5 protein-coding genes are annotated in these 4,339 nt (G+C 72.2%); 1 reads left to right on the top strand and 4 read right to left on the bottom strand.

The window, feature by feature from the left end:
• The 4 genes from ACIQHQ_RS35860 to ACIQHQ_RS35845 form a co-directional block, all read right to left on the bottom strand.
• Positions 1–1,455: MFS transporter (locus ACIQHQ_RS35860; RefSeq protein ID WP_402620513.1), on the bottom strand; the 1,455-nt coding region annotated here is incomplete at its 3' end.
• A 75-nt stretch (positions 1,456–1,530) separates the two neighbouring features.
• Positions 1,531–2,553, bottom strand: a complete 1,023-nt coding sequence (gene fbaA, locus ACIQHQ_RS35855) for a class II fructose-bisphosphate aldolase (RefSeq protein ID WP_402620510.1) — start codon at positions 2,551–2,553, stop codon at positions 1,531–1,533.
• A gap of 148 nt (positions 2,554–2,701) precedes the next feature.
• The gene (pyrE, locus tag ACIQHQ_RS35850; RefSeq protein ID WP_402620507.1) at positions 2,702–3,250 is read right to left on the bottom strand and encodes an orotate phosphoribosyltransferase; all 549 of its coding nucleotides are present in this window, start codon (positions 3,248–3,250) and stop codon (positions 2,702–2,704) included.
• 10 nt (positions 3,251–3,260) lie between these two features.
• On the bottom strand, positions 3,261–4,049 hold the full coding sequence (locus ACIQHQ_RS35845) for an aldose 1-epimerase (RefSeq protein ID WP_402620505.1): 789 nt from the start codon (positions 4,047–4,049) through the stop codon (positions 3,261–3,263).
• A gap of 57 nt (positions 4,050–4,106) precedes the next feature.
• On the opposite strand from ACIQHQ_RS35845, the gene ACIQHQ_RS35840 reads away from it, so the two are divergent.
• On the top strand, positions 4,107–4,339 hold a 233-nt coding region (locus ACIQHQ_RS35840; RefSeq protein ID WP_402620502.1), incomplete at its 3' end, for a hypothetical protein.

The raw sequence follows: 4,339 nt of genomic DNA, 5'->3' as shown, positions 1-4,339 counted from the left end.
CCGTACCGGCTCCCCCTCCAGCGGGGGCGCCGTCACACCGCCGTGCCGCAGGCACTCCGGCCGCCTGCAGCCCGGTGGCGGATTCCGTACCACCGCAGCCGTGACGACCGCCCCCAGAACCAACGCCCCGGCACACCACCCCATCGCCTTCCCGAACGCCGTGTCGAAGGCGGCCGGCTCCCGGTACGCCTCCTCCCCCATCCCCACCAGCAGCGGCAGCGCCGCCACCGCCATCAGGCCCGCCGCCCGGGCCGCCGCGTTGTTGATGCCGCTGGCCAGCCCCGCTCGCACCACGCTCACCGAGCCCAGCACCGTCGCCGTCAGCGGCGCCACCAGCGTGACCAGGCCCAGCCCGAGCACCAGCAGCGCCGGCAGCACATCGGCGAGGTAGGACGCCCCCGGCCCGACCCGCAGCATCAGCAGCATCCCGGCCGCGCACAGCAGCGGCCCCACCGTCAGCGGGATCCGGGGCCCGATCCGGCCGGCCAGTTCCCCGGACCGCGCGGACAGCAGCAGCATCAGCACGGTCGTCGGCAGCAGCGCGATACCGGTGGCGAGGGCCGAGTAGCCCACGACCACCTGGAGCTGGAGCGCGGCGAGGAAGAAGAACCCGCCGAGGGCCGCGTACACGCACAGCGTGACGATGTTGACGGCCGTGAACTGCCGGGACGCGAAGATGTCCGGCGGCATCATCGGATCGGGCCGGCGCCGCTCGACGAGCACGAACGCCACGGCCGCGGCCGCTCCGGCCACCGCCGAGACCGCCACCACCGCACCGCCCCCGCTCGCCTCGATGAGCGCGTACGTCACCAGCGCGAGGGCCAGCGCCCCCAGCACGGCCCCGAGCACGTCGAACCGCCCGTGCGCCCGCTGTTCCCCACCCGACTCGGGCACGTGCCGCAGGGCGACGGGCACGCACAGCAGCGCGAGCGGCACGTTCAGCAGAAACACCCACCGCCAGCCCGGCCCGTCCACCAGCCAGCCGCCGACGAACGGCCCGACCGCCGCCGCGATCCCGCCGAAGCCGGACCACAGGCCCACGGCCCGCCCCCGGTCGTCGGGATGGAAGGACGCCTGGATCAGCGCCAGCGACCCGGGGGTGAGGAGCGCACCGCCCACCCCCTGCAGGGCCCGCGCCGCGATCAGCACGCCCGCGTTCGGCGCGATCCCGCACAGCAGCGACGCCACCGCGAACCACACCACACCGATGACGAACACCTTCCGCCGACCGAACCGGTCCCCGAGCGCCCCGCCCAGCAGGATCAGCCCGGCCAGCGTGACCATGTAGGCGTTGACGGTCCACTGCAACGCGGACAGGTTCGCGTCGAGGTCACGGCCGATACGCGGCAGGGCCACGTTGACGACGGTCGAGTCCAGCATCGCCATGCCGGAGCCGAGGACGGTGGTGAGCAGGACCCACTTGCCCTGCGGGGAGGCCAACCGGACATCGGGCATGCAGGGAGCATAGGAGCATACGGAAGAGCCCGGCACCCCAGGAGGTGCCGGGCTCGACGCGAGTGGAACCGGGACTTACTTGATCTTCGTGCCGGTCGAGCGCAGGTTGCCGCAGGCCTCGACGACACGCGCGGACATGGAGGCCTCGGCCAGCTTGCCCCAGGTGCGCGGGTCGTAGGTCTTCTTGTTGCCGACCTCGCCGTCGACCTTCAGGACACCGTCGTAGTTGCGGAACATGTGGTCCGCGACCGGACGCGTGAACGCGTACTGGGTGTCGGTGTCGATGTTCATCTTCACGACGCCGTTCTCCAGCGCGGTGCGGATCTCCTCCTCCGAGGAGCCGGAGCCGCCGTGGAAGACGAAGTCGAACGGGGAGCCCTTGCCGAACTTGGCGGCGACGCCCTCGTTCAGCTCCTTCAGCAGCTCGGGACGCAGGACGACGTTGCCCGGCTTGTACACGCCGTGCACGTTGCCGAAGGACGCGGCCAGCAGGTAGCGGCCCTTCTCGCCCAGGCCGAGGGCCTCGGCGGTGCGGATCGCGTCGTCGACCGTGGTGTAGAGGGAGTCGTTGATCTCGTGGGAGACGCCGTCCTCCTCGCCACCGGTCGGGGTGATCTCCACCTCGAGGATGATCTTCGCGGCGCGGGCCTGCTCCAGCAGCTCCTGCGCGATGGAGAGGTTGTCGGCGAGGGTCTCGGCCGAGCCGTCCCACATGTGCGACTGGAACAGCGGGTTCAGACCGGCCTCGACGCGCTTCTGGGACAGCGCCAGCAGCGGACGCACGTACCCGTCGAGCTTGTCCTTGGGGCAGTGGTCGGTGTGCAGCGCGATGTTCACCGGGTACTTCTCGGCGACGATGTGCGCGAACTCGGCCAGGGCGACCGCGCCGGTCACCATGTCCTTGCTGTACTGGCCGCCCAGGAACTCGGCGCCACCCGTGGAGATCTGGACGATGCCGTCGCTCTCCGCCTCAGCGAAACCGCGCAGGGCCGCGTGCAGGGTCTGGGTGGAGGTCACGTTGATGGCCGGGTAGGCGAACTTTCCTGCCTTCGCCCGGTCCAGCATCTCGTTGTAGACCTCGGGAGTTGCGATGGGCATGCGTCCGCTCCTTGTATCTGCGGGTTGACGTACTGCTGTGTCTAACGGCCCTGACCTAGACCTTGGGGTGCGACGTCATCGTCGGCCCCATCTTTCCAGACTTGGCCGGAAGGTCCAGGCCACCGTCCACGCCCTGGTCAGTACCCGGTCAGTCGAGGCCCAGCTCGTCCTTGGAGAAGGCGAAGAGGTACGGCACCCCGGCGCCCTCCTGGATCTTCTCGGCGGCACCGGTCGCCCGGTCGACGATGGTCGCGACGGCGACGACCTCGGCCCCGGCCTCGCGCACGGCCTCGACGGCGGTGAGCGGGGAGCCGCCGGTGGTGGAGGTGTCCTCGACGACCAGCACGCGGCGGCCCGCGATGTCCGGGCCCTCGACGCGCCGCTGCAGGCCGTGCGCCTTGGCGGCCTTGCGCACGACGAACGCGTCCAGGCGCTTCCCGCGCGCGGCGGCCGCGTGCAGCATGGCGGCGGCGACCGGGTCGGCGCCCATGGTGAGACCGCCGACGGCGTCGAACCGCAGCTCGTCGGTCAGGTCCAGCAGCACCTGCCCGACGAGCGGGGCGGCCTCGCCGTCGAGGGTGATGCGGCGCAGGTCGACGTAGTAGTCGGCCTCGAGGCCCGACGACAGGGTCACCTTGCCGTGCACCACGGCCTTGTCCTTGATCTGCTGCAGCAGCGCGCCACGCGTGTCCGTCATGGCGCCCAGCTTAGAGGCGGCGCCAGCTCCAGGTGGTGGCGGCCTCCAGCGGCTCCAGGGGTGTGACCAGGTGGGGCGACGTGTTGAGCCCGTTGGGCGGGCCGGTCTGCGGTTCCACGCACACGGCCGCCTCCTGCTCGTCGTAGACGACCACCCACTCCTCGCGGCTGGCCACCTTCAGCTCCAGCTGACCGGGCCAGGTCAGGGTCGCCTCGACGCCGCCGGGCATGCCGAAGCAGTCGTCCCAGGGGCCGGGCTTCGGGGCGATGCGGTTGCCGGTGGGCACATGGTCGGCGCCGCGCTCCTCCTGCCAGGCGGGGTCGAAGGCGAGGGTCACGTCCTCGCCGCCGAGATTCCGGTTGAACCAGGGGTGCCAGCCGATCTGCGCCGGGAAGGACGACTGGTACGTCTCGACGGACATGGTCAGCGTCAGCGCGTCCTCGGTGAGGGAGACGATCTGGGTGACGAGGCCCGGATGGGGCCAGGGGTCGGCGAGCTCGCAGGTGAGAACGGCCTCGTCGGCGCTCGTGCGGGCGGTGCGCCAGGCGCCGTCGCGGACGGTGCCGTGGATGGCGTGGGGCGGGGCGTTGAGGGGCATCCGGCGCACTTCGGCGCCGTCCAGGAACCGTCCGTCCCGGATCCGTCCGCACCACGGCACCATCGGGAAGCACCCGAACCTCTCACCCTGGCGGAGCAGTTCGACGCCGCCGATCCGCAGCCCTCCCACCCGGCCGCCGTTGCCCGGCTGCACGGTCACCTCCGCGTCACCCGCGGTCAGCGTGATGTCTTCGTCACTCACGGGACGACCCTACTGCGGTGATCAAGAGGGCCTCACGGGTTGCGGGGTGCTTCGGCCATGTCCGCCCGGCACGCGGGCCCCTCCGGCTGCCGAACGGCTCAGCGGCGCCTGCGCAGCGCCCGAACCGCCACGACGGCCGACGCCAGCGCCAGCGCCGCCGCCGGGGCCGCCCAGCACGCGGGCCCGTCCGGCTACCGAACGGCTCAGCGGCGCCTGCGCAGCGCCCGAACCGCCACGACGGCCGACGCCAGCGCCAGCGCCGCCGCCGGGGCCGCCCAGCACGCGGGCCC

Origin of the sequence: Streptomyces sp. NPDC092370 (assembly GCF_044755265.1) — a bacterium.
Classification (GTDB): Bacteria; Actinomycetota; Actinomycetes; order Streptomycetales; family Streptomycetaceae; genus Streptomyces.
The sequence above is the reverse complement of the archived record's forward strand: the minus strand, read 5'-3'. Positions and strand labels throughout refer to the sequence as shown.

Excerpts from the sequence above, each read along its gene's own strand:
- fbaA (WP_402620510.1), bottom strand. The coding sequence starts at position 2,553 with ATGCCCATCGCAACTCCCGAGGTCTACAACGAGATGCTGGACCGGGCG.
- pyrE (WP_402620507.1), bottom strand. The coding sequence starts at position 3,250 with ATGACGGACACGCGTGGCGCGCTGCTGCAGCAGATCAAGGACAAGGCC.